We start from the raw sequence: 17,238 nt of genomic DNA on the forward strand, positions 1-17,238 counted from the left end.
CAAGGCCCCATGCCCTCCTCCGCATCCGTTCCCTTCCGCCCGCGCTCCCTGCTCTTCGGCGGCGACTACAGCCCCGAGCAGTGGCCGGAGTCCACCTGGCACGACGACGTGCGCCTGATGCGCGAGGCGGGCGTCAACACCGTCACCCTCGGGGTGTTCTCATGGGGCCTGCTCGAGGTCGACGACGACCGATGGGACTGGGGATGGTTCGACCGCATCACCGACCTGCTCGGGGAAGCCGGGATCGGCATCGACATGGCGACGCCGACCGCGTCACCGCCGATCTGGCTGCACCGCGCGCACCCCGAGATCCTCCCGGTGGACCGACGCGGCATCCGCTACCACCAGGGCGGCCGACTGCAATGGTGCCCGAGCCACCCCGTCTGGCAGAGACATGCGACGCGGGTCGTCGAGCGCCTGGGCGAGCGGTACGGCTCGCACCCCTCGGTGACCCTGTGGCATGTGAGCAACGAGCTCGGCGGCGGGAATCGGCGGTGCTACTGCGAGGCCTCGACCTCGGCATTCCGCACGTGGCTCTCGCATCGCTACGAACGCGTGGACGCCCTGAACGCGGCCTGGGGAACCGCGTTCTGGGGGCACCGCTACCGCACCTTCGACGACGTGATCGCCCCTCTCGACAGCGAATCCGCGCAGAACCCCTCGTTGCTGCTCGATTTCGACCGCTTCAGTTCCGATGCCCTTCTGGACCACTACCGTCTCGAACGCGACGCGCTGCGCGCGGCCGGAGTGCGAGCGCCGATCACGACGAACCTGATGGTGTCGCCGCACGGCAGCGTGGCCGACTACGCGAACTGGGTCGACGACCTCGACGTGACCGCGATCGACCACTACACGATCGCCGACGACCCCCGCCGCGAGCGCGAGCTCTCGTTCGTGGCCTCGCGGACGCGTGGCCTCGATCCGACTCGTCCGTGGCTGGTGATGGAGCACTCGACCTCGGCCGTCAACTGGCAGCCGCGCAATCCGCCCAAGGCGCCGGGCGAGATGACGCGGAACAGCCTCCAGCACATTGCCCACGGCGCCGACGGCGCTCTCTTCTTCCAGTGGCGCGCCTCGGCGTCCGGGGCGGAGCAGTTCCACTCGGCGATGGTCCCGCACGCCGGAACCGACACCCGGCAGTGGCGCGAAGTCGTGGGACTGGGGGCCGCACTGAGCAGAATCGGAGAGGTCACCGGCAGTCTGGTGGAGCGCTCCGAGGTCGCGATCCTCACCGATGACGTGTCTCTGTGGGCGTGGCAGGCCGGACAGAAGCCGCTGCACGACCACCCGCTGCACCTCGACGCCCGCCGCTGGTTCGAGGAGCTGTCGGCCCGCGGGATCGGCCCCGATGTGGTGCCGCCGCACTCCGACCTCGCCGGGCGTGCCCTCATCATCGTCCCGTCGCTCTATCTCGTCGACGATGCGACGGCGGCCGGGATCCGCGACGCCGCCGAGGCGGGGGCGACCGTCGTGGTCGGACCTCTGTCCGGCATCGTGGACGCCGACAGCCGCGTACGTCTCGGCGGCTATCCCGGGGCGTTCCGCGACCTGCTGGGGATCGTGGGCGAAGAGCTCGTGCCACTCCTCGCCGATCGACGTCTCTTGCTCTCCTCCGGGGCCGAGATCGTCGAGATCTCAGCCCGGATCCGTGCGACCGACGCCGAGGTGATCGACGTGCACCGCGGCGGAGACCTCGACGGATCCCCCGCCGTCACGAGGCGCGCGATCGGCACGGGCAGCGCCTGGCATCTCGCGGGCCTGATCGACACCGGGTTCGCGGATGCAGTGGATCGGGTCGTCGCAGATGCCGGCGTGCGGCGACGACTGCCGGCATCCGATGACATCGAGGCCGTGCGGCGGGTCTCGGGCGAGACGTCGTGGCTGTTCCTGCTCAACCACGGATCGACCGATGCCGTCGTCCCGGCTCACGGGGTCGACCTGCTCACGGGTGAGAGCGCCGACGGGCGCTTCGCCCTCCCCGCCGGCGCCGTCGCGGTGATCAGGGAGTCGAGCGCGCGCTGAGCCATTCGGCCTGACGCACCCACTGGTGCGTCTGACCCCCCTCGTGCCCGTTGAACGGGTAGATCGCGATCTCGCGGTCGTCGACCGCCAGGTGGTTGTAGGCGGCGAAGACGCTCGAGGGCAGCACGATGCCGTCCATGAGGGCGACCGAGAACAGCGAGGGTGCCGTCACACGGCGTGCGAAATTCACTCCGTCGAAGTACGACAGCGTGCGGAACACGCGGTCGTCCTGATCGCGATGCACGGCGAGGTACCGGGTGATCTCCATGAAGGGCTGGTCGGGAGTCAGTTGAACGGATCGCCCGAAGTGGCAGAGGAACGGCACGTCGGGAAGGACTCCGACGAGGTCGGGCACGAGACCGCCCACGGCGAGCGCGATGCCGCCGCCCTGACTCGAGCCCGTCACGGCGATGCGCTCGCAGTCGACGAACGGGAGTTCGCGCACCGCGTCGATGAGCCTGACACCGTCGGTGAAGACCCGGCGGTAGTAGTAGGTGGCCGGGTCACCGATCCCGCGCGTCATGAACCCCGGGACGGAGGCGTCGGAGCCGTGCAGGTCGGGAGTGTCACCACCCGTGCCCCAGCCGCTGCCCTGGCCGCGCGTGTCCATGAGCACATGCACGTAACCGGCCGCCGCCCACTCGAGCTTCTCTCCGGGGACTCCGCGGCCCCCGTTGTACCCGATGTACTCGACCACGACCGGAAGGCGTCCTTCGCGGCGCGGCCTCGTGACCCAGGCACGGACCGGCTCGCCGGCGAAACCGGGGAAGGTCAGGTCCTCGACGATGAGCTCCGTGATGGGCGTCGACGCCGGGACGAGGCTCGGGGACCCTCCGGCGGTGCGCGACTCGTCGAGCGTCTCGGCCCAGAAGCGGTCGAAGTCGCTCGGTTCCGCCACGTCCGGACGGAAGTCGCGCAGCTGCTCCAGGGGCAGGTCGGTCAGGGGCATCGCAATTCCTCCACATACATCCGATCAATTTCGGACTCTCGCTTGACTTTATGTTTCAGCACAACACAAAATAGCACCAGCACCCTACGACTGGGCTTCGTCCGGCAGTGAAGCCTCCTCCCGGTCACCGACAACGCCGTCTGAAAGGAACTCTTCCATGACATCGATCCGCCACGGCCAGCGGAACGCCGCACGGTGGGCCGCCGCGCTCCTCGCTCCGGCGCTCGCCGTCACCGCTCTCGCCTCGTGCTCGAGCGGTTCCGAGCCCAGCGCCGACGACCCGGTCGCCATCGACTTCTGGGGCTGGGTCCCCGGCCTCGAAGACCTCGTGGCCCAGTGGAACGACGAGAACGACGACATCCAGGTCTCGTTCCACCGCATGACCGGCGACGACGGCCAGAAGGTCGAGGCCGCCGTCGATGCGGGCCAGGGCCCCGACCTCGTGCAGCTCTCGACCCACGGCCTCCCGGAATACGTGATCACCGAACGCGTCGTCGACATCACCGACTACGTGTCGGAGTACGCCGATGACTACACGCCCGCATCCTGGGCGGCCGTGTCGTTCGACGGTCGCGTGTTCGGCGTGCCCCAGGGCATCGGCCCGGCCGGCACGATGTATCGCTCCGACCTCTTCGCGGAGTACGGCATCGAATTCCCCGAGACCTGGGACGAGTACCTCGACGCCGCCCGCGCACTCAAGGCGGCGAACCCCGATCTGTACATCGCGAACCTCTCCCCCGGCGAGATCGGCCAGTGGTCGCAGGAGATCCAGCAGGCCGAGAGCAGCTGGTACGGCATCGACGGCGACTCCTGGACCGTCGGAGTCAACGACGAGGGCAGCCAGCTCGTCGCGGAACGCTGGCAGACGCTGCTCGACGAGGGACTCGTGACGACCGAGCTGATGTGGACGCCGGAGTACTGGGCGCTCGTGAACAGCGGCAAGATCGCCACGATCACGTACGCGGCCTGGTTCCCCAGCATCCTCGCCGAGAACGCGTCGGACCTCGCCGGAAAGTGGAGCGTCGCGCCGATGCCCACGAACGCCGGCTCCGAGAACTCCGGCGACTCGGGCGGGGCCGCTGTCGTGGTGCTCAAGAACACGAAGAACGCGGAGGCCGCAGCGAAGTTCGCCGCCTGGCTGAACGGTTCGGACGACACGCAGGAGGCGCTGATCACCGTGGGCGGGCTCTTCCCGTCGACCCAGAACGGCCTCGACTCGCCCGCACTGCTCCAGGAATCGGACTTCTTCGGCGGACAGACCGTCAACGAGGTCTTCATCGAGGCGGCGAAGAACACCCCGGACACCTGGGTCGAGGGCCCGAACTACGGCACGATCCAGACCGCCCTCCTCGACGAGTTCGCCAAGGTCGTCGCCGGGCAGCAGACGTTCCTCGAGGCCCTCGACACCGCGCAGGCGGCCGGCATCGCCGACCTCGAGGCGCGCGGCCTCAGCGTTGAGGAGTGACCCTGTCGTGACCACCTCTGCCACCACGACCTCCCGGCGCCGGTTCTCCGGCGCCGGGAGGCCCTGGGTGCCGTACGCATTCGTCGCCCCCTTCGTCATCCTCTTCCTCGTCTTCCTCGTCGCGCCCATCGTCGTCGGCATCGTCAACAGCCTGTTCTCGCGCAAGTCCGCGGGGCTGGGATTCGGCGGATCCACGATCGACTTCGTCGGCATCGACAACTTCGTGCGCGCCTTCGCCGACAGCGACTTCCTGCTGGGCTTCCCGAAGGTGCTGCTGTACGGCGCGATCCAGGTGCCGGTCATGATGGTGATCGCCGCAGGGCTCGCCCTGCTCTTCGACACCGCACTGGTCAAGGGCAAGCGCTTCTTCCAGTTCGCCGTCTTCCTCCCCTACGCCGTGCCCAGCGTGATCGCCGCGCTGCTATGGGGCTTCCTCTATCAGCCCTCCGTCAGCCCGATCCTGCAGTTCCTGGCCTCGCTCGGCATCGACGCGAACCTCCTGGCCCCCGGGACGGTGTGGTGGTCGATCGGAAACATCAACCTCTGGTCGCTCATCGGCATCAACATGATCATCCTGTTCGCCGCTCTGCAGTCCGTGCCGCGCGAGATGTACGAGGCTGCGCGCATCGACGGGGCAGGCGAGGTCCGCACCGCTCTGCAGATCAAGCTCCCCATGATCGCACCCGCCGTGCTCCTCACCACGCTGTCGTCGGTCATCGGCACCCTGCAGCTGTTCAACGAACCGCAGGTGCTGCAGTCGATCACCTCCAACATCCCCAGCGACTTCACCCCCAACATGGCGATCTACGCGGCCTCGACCCTCGGCAAGGACGCGAACCTGTCGTCGGCCATGGCCGTGATCCTGGGGCTCGCCACGCTCGTGGTCTCGCTCCTCCTCCTCGCCGCCAACCGGCGCACGACCAAGGCGGCCTCCGATGGCATCTGACACCCTGCTCGCCGACCCCGAGCCCACGACGCGCGCCCTCCGAGGGCCCGGAGCCTCCGACCGCCGTCGGCGCACGACCTTCGTCAACGGCGACCGCGTGCACCGCGGCTGGATGGTGCTGGTCACCGTCGTGATGATCGTGGTCGCGGCCTACTTCCTCATCCCCGTGCTGTGGCTGGTCATCGCCTCGACGAAGTCGACGGGAGACCTGTTCTCGACCCCGGGCTTCGCATTCGCCGACTGGCACCTGTGGGACAACCTGGCCGCGCTCAGCTCGTACGACGGCGGGATCTTCTGGCGATGGAGCCTCAACTCGGTGATCTACTCCGTGATCGGCTCGGCGTTCACCACGCTCGTCTGCGCGGTCACCGGATACGCTCTGGCGGTCTACCGGTTCCGCGGACGCAGCACGCTGGTCGCCGTCATCCTCGGCAGTCTGCTGGTGCCCGGCACCGTGATCGCCCAGCCGACCTACGTGCTGCTCGTGGGCATGGGACTCAACAACACCTACCTCGGCCTGCTGCTGCCGGCCCTGGTCTATCCGTTCGGCGTGCTGCTGTGCTTCATCTACGCGCAGTCGTCTGTGCCGCACGAGCTGATCGAGGCGGCCCGGCTCGACGGTGCGGGCGAGTTCCGCATCTTCGGCACGATCGGTCTTCGACTCATGTCGACCGGCATGGTGACCGTGCTGCTGTTCGCCTTCCTCGGCAGCTGGAACAGCTACATCCTGCCGCTGCTCGTGCTCACCGACTCGTCGCTCATGCCGCTCACGGTCGGTCTGACCGGATGGAGCCAGGCGTCGATCACGATCCCCGGACTGCAGATCCTCACCGTCGTGGGGTCGCTGGTGTCGGTGATCCCGATCGCGATCGTCTTCCTGTCGCTGCAGCGCTTCTGGCGGGCGGGCCTCACCGCGGGAAGCGTGCGCGGCTGATCCATGAGCTCGATCCGATTCACGGGCGCGGCGGGCGCCTGGCTGGAATGCCTCCCGCTGGGCGACGGGCGCCTCGGCGCGATGACCGACGGCGGCGTGGCTCGCACGGTCGTTCACCTCAACGACATCGGGGCCTGGTCGGGTTCGCCGTCGAGCGAGATGCGCGACGGGGGCCCGGACGGCGACGAGAGCGCGGCGCTGCTCGCTCGGGCGCGTGCGGCCGTCGCCGCTGACGACCCCGCCGGAGCCGAGGCTCCGCTGCAGGCGCTGCAGACCCGGTACGCGCAGTCCTTCCTGCCGCTCGGCTCCGTCGCGATCGACATCGTGCATGCCGCGGCGGCGACCTCCCGCGAACCCGTCCGGCGCTCGCTCGACCTGCGCACGGGCATCCACCGATCGACCCTGGACACGATCGCCACGTCGACCTTCGTGACCGCCGAGCACAGCGTGCTGGTGCACGAGATCGATGCCCCGCTCCCGGTCGAGGTGACCCCGACCTCGCCTTTGCACGGTGCGAACGGCGACGCCCCCGATCGAATCGACGCGGGGAACGACACCGCGCTGCTGCTGCGGCTTCCCAGTGACGTCGCGCCCGGCCACGAACCGGATCTCCCCGGCGCCGAGTGGGCGGAGGGCACGGTGCAGGCCGCACTCGTGTGTCGTGTCCTGCGCGAGCAGGATCGCACGGTCGTGCTGATCGCCACCGCCACGACCTTCCGAGCCCCCGGACGCATGCCGGAGGGAACGGCCGAGGACGCGCTCGCCGACGCGATCGCACGCCTGGATCTCGTGTCGGCGATCGACGTCGAGGCCCTGCGAGAGGCGTCCGCTTCGGCGTCGACCCGCCGCCTGGGCACCGTCGATCTGCGCCTCGGACGCGCGGAGACCGACCCCGCAGAGACCGACACCCCGGAGATCGACACCGCAGAGCGGTTCGCCCGGGCTCGGCGCGACCCGCGCGGCATCCTCGCCGCCGATCCCGGGCTCGTGGCCCTGCTGTTCGACTACGGACGATACCTGCTCGTCTGTTCCTCTCGCCCCGGAGGGATGCCGCCCACGCTGCAGGGCATCTGGACCGCCGATATGCGTCCGCCGTGGGGCAGCGCGTACACCCTGAACATCAACACCGAGATGAACCACTGGGGTGCACACGCCACCGACCTCGCCCCGCATGCACGCGCGCTCGAGGAGTTCACGATCGCGCTCGCCGACGCCGCCGCGCCGCACACCGCACGTCTCTACGACGCGCCGGGGTGGACGGTGCACCACAACACCGACGCCTGGCTGTACGCGACGACCCCCGGACGCGGGACGGGCGATCCGCGCTGGTCCTTCTGGCCGCTGGGCGGCTCGTGGTTGGGTGCGCTGCTGACGGAGGCGTGGGAGTTCGGCGCCGCCGACGTCGACGACCTCGCGCGCGTCTGGCCGACACTGCGCTCGGCGGCGGCGTTCGCGCTCGCCTGGCACCGTGACGGAGCCACCTCGCCCGCGACCTCGCCCGAGAACGCCTTCCTCATCGACGGCGGCGTCTCGGCATCCGTCGTCGCGACGACGACCATGGACGTCGCGCTGATACGAGCGCTGCTGCGGCGCACCGTCGACGCGGCGCACGCGCTCGGCATCGATGACGACATCGCCGTGCAGGCATCCGCCCGCCTCGGCGCGCTTGCCGAGCAGCCTCCCATCGCCTCGGACGGCACGATCGTGGAGTGGGACCGCGAGCGCCCCGAGGAGGACCCGCACCACCGCCATGTGAGCGGGCTCTATGGTCTCTTCCCCGGCGACGAGGCGTGGGACGACGAGCATCGCGCCGCGGCGGCTGCGAGCCTCGATCGCCGCGGCGACGACTCCAGCGGATGGTCGCTGATCTGGAAGCTCGCGCTCTGGGCGCGGCTGCGCCGACCCGACCGCGTCTCGGCGATCCTCGCGCTCGCCCTCCGCGACGCGAACAGCACGTCCGGCCCCTGGGCAGGAGGGCTGTACCCCAACCTCTTCGCCGCCCATCCGCCGTTCCAGATCGACGCGAACCTCGGCTTCGTCGGGGCTCTGGCCGAGACGCTGCTGCAGTCGCACGACGGCATCCGCCTGCTGCCCGCGGTTCCCGACGGCCTTCCCGACGGCCGTGTCTCGGGCCTGATCGCCCGCCCCGGGATCCTCGTCGACATCGCATGGCAGGACGGATGCCTCGTCGAGGCGGTGCTGCGCGCTCGCCTCGCACGTGCCGCCGGCGAACACACCGTCCATTGGGCCGGACGCTCCGTGCGCGTCACGATCGACACCGATCACGACATCATCCTCTCCCCCCGTTCTTTCCCCACCCAGGAGGTCCACCCGTGAGATTCACCGACGGGTTCTGGCAGCTGCGCGAAGGCGTCAGCGCCCTGTACGCCCGCGAGGCGCGCGACATCGAGGAACGGGACGGCCGCCTGATCGTCACCGCTCCCACCAAGATCATCGAGACCCGAGGCGACACCCTCAACCGCCCGGTGCTCACCGTGACCCTGGAGGCCCCTCTCGACGGGATCATCGGCGTCACCATCGAGCACCACACCGGCGGACACGCACACGAGGGGTTCGACCTTCCGGGGCTCGAGGAGGCCGACTCATCATCGCGGATCGTGCTCGACGAGTCGGGTGGCACGCTGAGGAGCGGCTCGCTCACCGCACGGGTGCACGCGGGCGCGGGCTGGTCGCTGTCGTTCGACGACGCGGGACGCCACCTCACGAGCGCCGGCGAGAAATCGATCGCGATGATCGACGTCGACCCGTCGGTGGCGCTGGACGGTCAGCTCGAGGACCAGCTGCGGACGCACCGCGGAGGAGGCGCCCAGCGCTATCTGCACCAGCAGCTCTCCCTCGGCGTGGGCGAACTCGTCTACGGCCTCGGCGAGCGCTTCGGTCCGCTCGTGAAGAACGGTCAGTCGATCGAGACCTGGAACGCCGACGGCGGCACCTCCAGCGAGCAGGCGTACAAGAACGTTCCCTTCTACGTGACCAACCGCGGATACGGGATCCTCGTCGACCATCCCGGACACGTCTCCTTCGAGGTCGGATCGGAGAACGTGGAACGCGTGCAGTTCGCCGTCGCCGGCGAGCGGCTGCGGTACTACATCATCGCGGGCGACGGGCCCCGGGAGATCCTCGAGCGGTACACCGCTCTGACCGGCCGCCCCGCCCTGCCGCCGGCCTGGTCGTTCGGGACGTGGCTCTCGACGAGCTTCACCACCGACTACGACGAGCAGACCGTGAACTCGTTCATCGACGGCTTCGCCGAGCGCGACCTGCCGCTGTCGGTGTTCCATTTCGACTGCTTCTGGATGCGCGAGTTCAACTGGTGCGACTTCGAATGGGATCCTCGTGTGTTCCCCGACCCCGAGGGGATGCTCGCGCGCCTACACGCCCGCGGCCTGCGCGTGTCGGTCTGGGTCAACCCGTACATCGGTCAGCGCTCGCCGCTCTTCGAGGAGGCGCGCGCCGGCGGATACCTGCTGCTGCGCCCCGACGGGAGCGTGTGGCAGTGGGACATGTGGCAGGCCGGCATGGCGATCGTCGACTTCACCAATCCTGCCGCCCGCACGTGGTACCAGGACAAGCTGCGCAGCCTCGTGAGGCAGGGCGTCGACACGTTCAAGACGGACTTCGGCGAGCGCGTGCCGCTCGACGTGCAGTGGCATGACGGCAGCGCACCCGAGGGGATGCACAACCGGTTCGCGCAGCTGTACAACGAGGCCGTGTTCGAGGTCCTGCAGGAGCGCGACGGGACGGATGCCGTGGTGTTCGCCCGCTCTGCGACGGTCGGCGGCCACCGATTCCCCGTGCACTGGGGCGGCGACAGCGCGTCCACGTTCGTGTCGATGGCCGAGACCCTGCGCGGAGGGCTGTCGCTGGCGTTCGGGGGCTTCGGGTTCTGGAGCCACGACATCGGCGGATTCGAGGGGACCCCTGATCCGGCGGTCTTCAAGCGATGGGTGGCCTTCGGGTTCCTCTCCAGCCACAGTCGCTTCCACGGGTCCCGCTCGTACCGCGTGCCGTGGGCGTTCGACGACGAGGCCGTCGAGGTCACCCGGGTGTTCTCGCAGCTCAAGATGCGGCTCATGCCCTACCTCTACTCCGCCGCACTCGAATCCGCCGCAAGCGGCACGCCCGTCATGCGTCCCATGCAGCTCGAGTTCCCCGACGACCCGGCTGTCGCGTACCTCGACCGGCAGTACATGCTGGGCCCGGACCTGCTCGTCGCGCCCGTCTTCTCGGTCGACGGGACCGTGGAGTTCTACCTGCCGGACGGCGAGTGGACCTCGCTGCTCACCGGAGAGCGGGTCTCCGGCGGCGGGTGGCGCAGGGAGACCCATGCCTTCGACTCGCTGCCCCTGTATGTGCGTCCGGGGACGGCACTCCCCTGGGGCGCTCGCACCGACCGCCCCGACTACGATTACCACGACGGTCTGCGTGTGCGCGTCTTCCCCGGCGGATCCGGCTCTGTCTCGGTGTCCGTCACCAACCCCGATGGCCTCGAGAGGGCCTATCCGATCGATCTGTCGAAGGTGACCGAATGACGCTTCTCACCCCCGCTGATGACTACCGCGGATCCGGACTCGTCCTCCCCGAGGGCTTCACGTTCGGCTCCGCGACCGCCGCGTACCAGATCGAGGGAGCCGCTGACGAGGACGGCCGCACACCGTCGATCTGGGACACCTTCAGCCGCACACCGGGCAAGGTGTGGAACGGCGACACCGGCGACGTCGCCTGTGATCACTATCACCGCGTCGACGCGGACCTCGATCTGATGTCGGACCTCGGACTGCAGGCCTACCGCTTCTCGATCGCCTGGCCGCGCATCGTGCCGGAGGCCGGCGGACGCGTCAACCAGGCGGGAATCGACTTCTACTCCCGGCTGGTCGACGGACTCCTCGAGCGCGGCATCCGGCCCGTGGCGACGCTCTATCACTGGGACCTTCCGCAGTACCTGGAGGATGCGGGCGGCTGGACCTCGCGAGCGACGACCGACGCCTTCGAGGCGTACGCGTCGATCATGGGCGCGGCACTCGGCGACCGCGTGCACACCTGGACCACGCTCAACGAGCCGTGGTGCTCCGCGTACCTGGGCTATGGGCAGGGCGGACACGCGCCCGGACGACACGAACCGGCATCCGCCCTGGCTGCCGTGCACCACCTGAACCTCGCACACGGGCGAGCGATCCAGGCGCTCCGCGCGACCTCGAGCGGCGACCCCGACTACTCCGTGACGCTGAACTTCCACGTGCTCCGCGGGCAGGGCGACGGCGCGGGCGAGGCGATGCGTCGGATCGACGCTCTGGCGAATCGCGCCTTCACGCACCCGATGCTGCGCGGCGAGTACCCCGCGGATCTCCTCGACGACACGGCCTCGGTCACCGACTGGTCGTTCGTGCAGGATGGCGACCTCGCCACCGTCAACCAGCCGATCGATGTGCTCGGGGTGAACTACTACTCGACGGCGACCGTACGCCTGTGGGACGGGGTGTCGGAGAAGCAGCAGAACGACGGGCACAAGGGCGCGGCCGGAGGCACGGCCTGGCCCGGCAGCGATCAGCTGGTCGAGTTCGTCGAGCAGCCCGGCCCGTACACGGCGATGGGGTGGAACATCGCGCCGGAGGGACTCGAGGAGCTGCTCGTCTCGCTGTCGGAGCAGTTCCCGTCGCAGCCGCTCATGGTCACCGAGAACGGCGCCGCGTTCGACGATGACGTCGCCGAGGACGGCTCCGTGCCCGATCCCGAGCGCACTGACTACCTGCGGCGGCACTTCACGGCCGCTCATCGCGCGATCCAGCGCGGCGTCGATCTGCGGGGGTACTTCGTGTGGTCGCTGCTCGACAACTTCGAGTGGGGCTACGGCTACGCCAAGAGGTTCGGCATCGTTCGTGTCGACTTCGACTCTCTCGAGCGCACCGTCAAGGACTCGGGGCACTGGTATCGAGAAGTGATCGCGTCCCGCACGATCGGGGCCTGAGACACCGCACAGCGTGTGTCGAGTCGAGCGCCGTCTCCGCCCTGCGGAGGCGGCGCTCAGCGCTTGTCGGGGCGCTTGCGCTCGTTCCACGCGGCGAACGCCGAGGCGGCGGCGCCCGCGGCGCGATCGATCGCTTCGGCGGACCGACTGATCACGTCCTGGGCGGCATCCTGCCAGCTGGGCGATGATGAGGACGCCTCCCCGGCCTGCACCCGCGCCGCGTACTCGGCGGCCTCGAAGGCCCGCTCGAGATCGGCGACAGCGTCGCGGTAGGCGGCGAAGTCCGCCGCACTGACCCGTCCGGTCGCGGCGCGGCGCATCTCGACGGCGTGGGCCGCCGCGCGCAGGTAGGCCGCTGTCGCCGGCTGACGGACGTCGGTCATGCCCGGGTACGCGATCTGCAGCCCCGGATCGGTCTCGTAGGTCATCCAGCGCGCGACGATCAGCTCATGCTGCGCCTGAAGCCTGTCCAGGGGGCGCGGGGCGGAGGCCGCAGGGATCGCCGCGCGGGCGGCGTTCAGGCGCACCTGCTTGGCCCGCACATCGGCGGACGCGGCTTTGGCGTCGTTCTCCTTCGCCCGCAGCATCCGCTTCGCGCCCGCGACCTGCTCGGGCGTCGCACGGCGGGCGGCGCGTTCGGCCGAGATGCGAGCGACGTCCGCACGGGCCAGCTTGACGGCCATCCGCTTCTCGACCGCCGTCTGCCGGGCCGCTTTGAGATCGTGCCGAGCCGCGTCGTACTCGAGCCGGCGCCCGCTCTTGATGCTGCGACGGCGGAATCCGACGGCGCCGGCCGCGACGCCTCCGGCTGCGGCGGGCGCGATCCACCACAACTCGACGGCGAGCAGCAGCGGATCCATACCTCGATGCTACCCAGCGGAAGGCCTCACCGCTCCGCCCATCCGAGCGGACGACGGAGGCCACGACCGATGATCGGTCGTGGCCTCCGCCGTCAGGAATCCCGTTCGTTCACACCAGCGTCTGCTGCCACGCGGCGTGCAGTTGAGCGAACTTGCCCGTTCCGCTGATCAGCGCCTCGGGGCTGTCGTCCTCGATGATCTTCCCGTGCTCCATCACGAGCACCCGGTCGGCGATCGCGACTGTCGACAGACGGTGCGCGATGATGATCGCCGTGCGGTCCTTGAGGAGCGTCTGAAGCGCCTCCTGGATCAGACGCTCCGAGGGGATGTCAAGCGACGCGGTCGCCTCGTCGAGGATCAGCACCGCAGGGTCGGCGAGGAACGCGCGCGCGAACGAGATCAGCTGACGCTGACCTGCCGACACACGCCCACCCCGCTTGTTCACGTCGGTGCCGTACCCGTCGGGCAGCGACGAGATGAACTCGTCGGCGCCCACCGCGCGTGCCGCTGCCCTGATCTCATCGAGCGACGCATCGGGCTTGCCGAGCGCGATGTTGTCGGCGACCGTGCCGCTGAAGAGGTACGCCTCCTGCGTCACCATGACGATGGCGCGGCGGAGATCCTTCGGATGCAGGTTGCGCAGATCGACGCCGTCGAGCGTGACCGTGCCTACCGACGGATCGTAGAAGCGCGAGATCAGCTTCGCCAGAGTCGACTTGCCGGCCCCGGTCGTGCCGACCAGCGCGATCGTCTGCCCGGCGGGGATGTCGAGCGAGAAGTTCGGCAGGATCGTCTTCTCGCCGTTGTAGCCGAACGTGACCTCGTCGAACCGCACGTGTCCCCGCGACTCCCAGAGGTCGACCGGCTTCTCGGGGTCGGGTACGGTCGGCACCTCTTCGAGCACTCCGGACACCTTCTCCAGTGCCGCGGTGGCGGACTGGTAGGAGTTCAGGAACATTGCGATCTCCTGCATGGGCGCGAAGAAGTTGCGCACGTACAGCACGGCCGACAGGAGCACACCGACCGTGAGGGTGTCGTTCGAGACCCGGATGCCGCCCCACAGCACGACGATGCCGAGCACGAGCGCCGCGACGCCCATCAGGCCGGGCTCGAAGGTGCCGAACAGCAGCATCGAGCGGCGGTTGACGTCTCGATAGTCGCCGGCGATCTTCTGGAAGGTCACGTCGTTGCGAGGCTCCTTGCGGAAGGCCTTCACTGCGCGGATGCCGGTCATCGTCTCGACGAACTGCACGATCACCTTCGCGCTGATCACGCGCGACTCCCGGTAGACGAGCTGCGACCGCGAGTAGAACCAGCGCATCAGGAAGAACAGCGGCACGCCGCCGATCGCGAGGATGAGCCCGGACTGCCAGTCCCACACGCACAGCGCGATGAAGGTGAACAGACCGAACAGCACACCCGAGACGAGCTCGTTCAGCCCGCCGTCGAGCAGCTCCTTGATCGAGTCGAGGTCGCTGGTCTGGCGCGAGATGATGCGACCCGAGGTGTAGGACTCGTGGAACTCGAGGCTGAGACGCTGCGTGTGCAGGAAGATCCGCTTGCGCAGATCGAGCAGCACGGCCTGGGTGAGCTTGGCCGCGATGATCACGTACCAGGCGATCATCGCCGCGGCGACGGCACCGGCGAGGAGGTAGACGCCGCCGATCAGGAAGGTCGGCATCCAATCGGCGCGCTCGAGCACGGCCGGCAGCGCCCGATCGAGTCCGATGCTGATGAGGATCGGTCCTGCGACCTGGAGCGCCGTCGAGATGACGAGCACGATGGCCGCCAGGGTGATCTGCGCCTTCAGCGGGCGCACGAGCGACCCCAGCAGTCGGAGCGACCGGCGGCGGATGGCCCGGCTCTCCTCCTTGGTGTAGCTGGAGCGGTCTTCGTCCTGTGTTCCGGTGATCGCGGAGCTCATCGCTGCACCTCCTTCTCGGTGATGATGTCTTCATCGGCGGCGTCCTGACGGATCCCGGCCTGGACGACGGCGTCGATCTCGTCCTCGTCATCGCGGATGATCGGAATCGCGCCGGTGCGCGCCGCCTCCTCGGCCTCGAGGCTCGAGATCACGTGGCGGTAGTGCCGACTGGTCTTCAGAAGCTCGGCGTGCGTCCCCACCGCGGTGACGCGACCGGACTCGAGCAGCGCCACCCTGTCGGCCAGAGCAACCGTCGATGGCCGGTGAGCCACCACCAAGGCCGTGGTGTCGGCGAGCACGTGCCGCAGCGCCTCTTCGACGAGCGCCTCGGTGTCGACATCGAGCGCAGACAGCGGGTCGTCGAGCACGAGCACCTTCGGCTTGGCGGCGACCGCTCTGGCCAGCGCGAGACGCTGGCGCTGGCCGCCGGAGAGACTGAGCCCCTCCTCGCCGATCACGGTCTCGACGCCCTCGGGGAGCGAGTCCACGAACGAGGCCTGAGCCACGTCGAGCGCCTCACGCAGCACGCGTTCGGCCTCGTCGCTGTGCACGTCGAGATCCGCACGTCCGAGCAGCACGTTCTCGCGCACGGTAGCCGAGAACAGCGTGGCGTCCTCGAACGCCATCGCGATGTGCTGACGCAGCTCGGCGAGCGGCAGGTCGCGCACGTCGACACCGTCGAGGGTCACCCGTCCACCCGTGACGTCGTAGAGGCGCGTGGGCAGCGTGGTCAGCGTGGTCTTGCCGCTGCCGGTCAGACCCACGAGCGCCATGGTCTCGCCCGGCCGCAGCACGAGATCGATGCCGTCGAGCAGGTCGCGCTCATGGGCGCCGGCGTCCTGGTAGCGGAAGTGCGCGTCGTCGAACGCGAGCTCGCCGCGAGGCTCCGCGATGTGCACGGGGTTCTCGGGGTCGGTGATGCTGTTCGTCTCGGAGTAGATGTCGAACACGCGATCGGTCGCCGTGCGTGCGTCAAGCATGAAGGAGAACAGGAACCCGATCGACTCGATCGGCCACCGCAGCACGACGGCCATCGCGAAGAACGCGAACAGCTGAGCCTCGTCGATCTGGCCCTGCGAGATCAGCCAGATGCCCGACATCAGGCTCAGGCCGAACGCGATCTGCGGCATGAGATCGAGCCAGAACCAGATCGACGCGATCGCACCGGCCTTGCTCATCTCGGTCTCGCGCAGCGTCTCGGCCTGGCGGCTGAAGCGGCTGAGCGCATGCTTGCCGCGACCGAACGCCTTGAGCACGCGGATGCCGTGCACGCTCTCCTCGACACTGGTGGCGAGGTCGCCCGCCTGGTCCTGGCTGCGTCGCGTCAGCGCGCCGTAGCGCTTCTCGAAGAGGTAGCCGCGGATCCAGAGCGGGATCGCTGTGACGATGAAGATGACTCCGAGCAGCCAGTGCCAGCGGAACAGCAGCACGGAGCCGATGATGATGGTCAGGACGTTGACCACGAGCAGGACGAGCCCGAAGGCCAGCCAGCGACGGATCAGGCCGATGTCCTGCATCATCCGGCTCAGCAGCTGCCCCGACTGCCAGCGGTCGTGGAAGGAGACCGGCAGCGTCTGCAGACGCGAGTAGAGCTCGGTGCGCATCTGATACTCGACCTGGGTGGCCGGGTTGAGCACGAACTGGCGGCGCAGCCAGACCATGAGCGCCTCGCCCAGTGCGAGACCGAAGACGGCCAGTGCGCCCCAGGCGATGGCGTCGATCGCGCCCGTCTGCACGGGGCCACGGATGATCTGCTCGAGCACGATGGGGATCATCAGGGCGATGATCGCGGCCACGAGCGCACTCGCGGCGCCTCCCGCGAGCCGCCAGATGACGGGCTTGACGAAGGGCTTCAGGCGCCAGAGTGCGGCCGGCGTGGAGAGGGAGGAGGACGGGGAGGCGTTCTGCGATGAAGGCGAGGAAGACATGTCTCTCAGACGAGTTTCGTATGGGGAAGCGGTTGCTGAAGGCGTCGGACGCAGCAACGGACTCTCGGAATCCGGCATCCGGTGAGGTCGTGCGTGTCGGAAGGTGGCTCTAGCGGAGCGGGCGCACCGGGGTCGAGCCGAGAGCGGCGATCTGCACAGCGGCGATCGATGTCATGGTGTCCTCCTCAGGCTCGGCTATGTCGTCCCGGTCGGTGCGACAGCCC

General features: G+C 69.0%; 11 protein-coding genes. 7 read left to right on the forward strand and 4 right to left on the reverse strand.

Annotated elements, in window-relative coordinates:
- The first annotated feature begins 9 nt into the window (after window positions 1-9).
- A complete protein-coding gene (locus AB0N61_RS09775) occupies window positions 10-2,022 on the forward strand; it encodes a beta-galactosidase (protein ID WP_363363550.1) in 2,013 nt (670 codons plus the stop codon).
- Here AB0N61_RS09775 and AB0N61_RS09780 read toward each other — a convergent pair.
- Entirely contained in the window at window positions 2,000-2,971 is a 972-nt protein-coding gene (locus tag AB0N61_RS09780; RefSeq protein ID WP_363363552.1) for an acetylxylan esterase, read from the reverse strand. The two genes, AB0N61_RS09775 and AB0N61_RS09780, sit on opposite strands and share 23 nt — an antisense overlap.
- 157 nt (window positions 2,972-3,128) lie before the next feature.
- Here AB0N61_RS09780 and AB0N61_RS09785 point away from each other — a divergent pair, with 157 nt between their 5' ends.
- From AB0N61_RS09785 to AB0N61_RS09810, 6 genes are read left to right on the forward strand one after another with little or no spacing between them, the layout of a single operon-like run.
- Complete coding sequence (locus tag AB0N61_RS09785) at window positions 3,129-4,436, forward strand: extracellular solute-binding protein (protein WP_363363554.1); 1,308 nt, start codon at window positions 3,129-3,131, stop codon at window positions 4,434-4,436.
- A gap of 7 nt (window positions 4,437-4,443) precedes the next feature.
- Entirely contained in the window at window positions 4,444-5,382 is a 939-nt protein-coding gene (locus AB0N61_RS09790) for a sugar ABC transporter permease (protein WP_363363555.1), read from the forward strand.
- The gene (locus tag AB0N61_RS09795) at window positions 5,372-6,316 is read left to right on the forward strand and encodes a carbohydrate ABC transporter permease (RefSeq protein WP_363363557.1); all 945 of its coding nucleotides are present in this window, start codon (window positions 5,372-5,374) and stop codon (window positions 6,314-6,316) included. The genes AB0N61_RS09790 and AB0N61_RS09795 overlap by 11 nt, the downstream gene beginning before the upstream one ends.
- A gap of 3 nt (window positions 6,317-6,319) precedes the next feature.
- On the forward strand, window positions 6,320-8,653 hold the full coding sequence (locus AB0N61_RS09800) for a glycoside hydrolase N-terminal domain-containing protein (protein WP_363363558.1): 2,334 nt from the start codon (window positions 6,320-6,322) through the stop codon (window positions 8,651-8,653).
- Complete coding sequence (gene yicI, locus AB0N61_RS09805; protein WP_363363560.1) at window positions 8,650-10,869, forward strand: alpha-xylosidase; 2,220 nt, start codon at window positions 8,650-8,652, stop codon at window positions 10,867-10,869. Before AB0N61_RS09800 ends, yicI begins: the two co-directional genes overlap by 4 nt.
- The gene (locus AB0N61_RS09810) at window positions 10,866-12,302 is read left to right on the forward strand and encodes a GH1 family beta-glucosidase (RefSeq protein ID WP_363363561.1); all 1,437 of its coding nucleotides are present in this window, start codon (window positions 10,866-10,868) and stop codon (window positions 12,300-12,302) included. The genes yicI and AB0N61_RS09810 overlap by 4 nt, the downstream gene beginning before the upstream one ends.
- Before the next feature lie 56 nt (window positions 12,303-12,358).
- On the opposite strand, the gene AB0N61_RS09815 is transcribed toward AB0N61_RS09810, so the two are convergent.
- The 3 genes from AB0N61_RS09815 to AB0N61_RS09825 form a co-directional block, all read right to left on the reverse strand.
- Window positions 12,359-13,162, reverse strand: a complete 804-nt coding sequence (locus tag AB0N61_RS09815; RefSeq protein ID WP_363363563.1) for a hypothetical protein — start codon at window positions 13,160-13,162, stop codon at window positions 12,359-12,361.
- Between the two features lie 109 nt (window positions 13,163-13,271).
- Window positions 13,272-15,086 carry an ABC transporter ATP-binding protein gene (locus tag AB0N61_RS09820; RefSeq protein ID WP_363363565.1) on the reverse strand — a complete coding sequence of 605 codons (1,815 nt, stop codon included), beginning with the start codon at window positions 15,084-15,086 and terminating at the stop codon, window positions 13,272-13,274.
- Window positions 15,083-17,014 carry an ABC transporter ATP-binding protein gene (locus AB0N61_RS09825; RefSeq protein WP_363363566.1) on the reverse strand — a complete coding sequence of 644 codons (1,932 nt, stop codon included), beginning with the start codon at window positions 17,012-17,014 and terminating at the stop codon, window positions 15,083-15,085. Before AB0N61_RS09825 ends, AB0N61_RS09820 begins: the two co-directional genes overlap by 4 nt.
- Between the last annotated feature and the right edge of the window lie 224 nt (window positions 17,015-17,238).

Origin of the sequence: Microbacterium sp. NPDC089320 (assembly GCF_040684875.1) — a bacterium.
In the GTDB taxonomy this organism is placed as follows: Bacteria; Actinomycetota; Actinomycetes; order Actinomycetales; family Microbacteriaceae; genus Microbacterium.